This window comes from Limosilactobacillus caecicola (assembly GCF_943192935.1).
Classification (GTDB): Bacteria; Bacillota; Bacilli; order Lactobacillales; family Lactobacillaceae; genus Limosilactobacillus; species Limosilactobacillus caecicola.
The window spans coordinates 1-1,715 of record NZ_CALPCI010000008.1 but is presented as its reverse complement, the minus strand read 5'-3'; the positions used below and the strand labels follow the sequence as shown (position 1 = coordinate 1,715).

1 rRNA gene is annotated in these 1,715 nt (G+C 52.1%); it reads left to right on the top strand.

Annotated features, from left to right (window positions below):
• Positions 1-74: 74 nt before the first annotated feature.
• Positions 75-1,649: ribosomal RNA gene (locus NFR43_RS08465) — 16S ribosomal RNA — on the top strand.
• Positions 1,650-1,715 lie beyond the last annotated feature (66 nt).

The window sequence follows — 1,715 nt, the reverse complement described above, 5'->3', positions numbered from 1 at the left end:
GTAAGATCAAAGCAAAACATTTGCGAAGTCAATTTCGCTTTAATTTATTTTGAGAGCTATCTCAAATTCTTATTTTATATGAGAGTTTGATCCTGGCTCAGGATGAACGCCGGCGGTGTGCCTAATACATGCAAGTCGAACGCGTTGGCCCGACTGATTGATGATGCTTGCATCTGATTGACGTTGGTTTACCAACGAGTGGCGGACGGGTGAGTAACACGTAGGCAACCTGCCCAGAAGCGGGGGACAACATTTGGAAACAAGTGCTAATACCGCATAACAACGAAAACCACATGGTTTTCGTTTAAAAGATGGTTTCGGCTATCACTTCTGGATGGGCCTGCGGCGCATTAGCTAGTTGGTGAGGTAACGGCTCACCAAGGCGATGATGCGTAGCCGAGTTGAGAGACTGATCGGCCACAATGGAACTGAGACACGGTCCATACTCCTACGGGAGGCAGCAGTAGGGAATCTTCCACAATGGGCGCAAGCCTGATGGAGCAACACCGCGTGAGTGAAGAAGGGTTTCGGCTCGTAAAACTCTGTTGTTGAAGAAGAACGTGCGTGAGAGTAACTGTTCGCGCAGTGACGGTATTCAACCAGAAAGTCACGGCTAACTACGTGCCAGCAGCCGCGGTAATACGTAGGTGGCAAGCGTTATCCGGATTTATTGGGCGTAAAGCGAGCGCAGGCGGTTTTCTAAGTCTGATGTGAAAGCCTTCGGCTTAACCGGAGAAGTGCATCGGAAACTGGATAACTTGAGTGCAAGAGAGGGCAGTGGAACTCCATGTGTAGCGGTGGAATGCGTAGATATATGGAAGAACACCAGTGGCGAAGGCGGCTGCCTAGCTTGCAACTGACGCTGAGGCTCGAAAGCATGGGTAGCGAACAGGATTAGATACCCTGGTAGTCCATGCCGTAAACGATGAGTGCTAGGTGTTGGAGGGTTTCCGCCCTTCAGTGCCGGAGCTAACGCATTAAGCACTCCGCCTGGGGAGTACGACCGCAAGGTTGAAACTCAAAGGAATTGACGGGGGCCCGCACAAGCGGTGGAGCATGTGGTTTAATTCGAAGCTACGCGAAGAACCTTACCAGGTCTTGACATCTTGCGCTAACCTCAGAGATGAGGCGTTCCCTTCGGGGACGCAATGACAGGTGGTGCATGGTCGTCGTCAGCTCGTGTCGTGAGATGTTGGGTTAAGTCCCGCAACGAGCGCAACCCTTGTTACTAGTTGCCAGCATTCAGTTGGGCACTCTAGTGAGACTGCCGGTGACAAACCGGAGGAAGGTGGGGACGACGTCAGATCATCATGCCCCTTATGACCTGGGCTACACACGTGCTACAATGGACGGTACAACGAGCAGCGAACTCGCGAGGGCAAGCTAATCTCTTAAAACCGTTCTCAGTTCGGACTGCAGTCTGCAACTCGACTGCACGAAGTCGGAATCGCTAGTAATCGCGGATCAGCATGCCGCGGTGAATACGTTCCCGGGCCTTGTACACACCGCCCGTCACACCATGGAAGTTTGCAATGCCCAAAGCCGGTGGCCTAACCTTCGGGAAGGAGCCGTCTAAGGCAGGGCAGATGACTGGGGTGAAGTCGTAACAAGGTAGCCGTAGGAGAACCTGCGGCTGGATCACCTCCTTTCTAAGGAATAAAACGGAACTACACATTGTCGGAACTTTGTTCAGTTTTGAGGGGTTTACCTCTCAA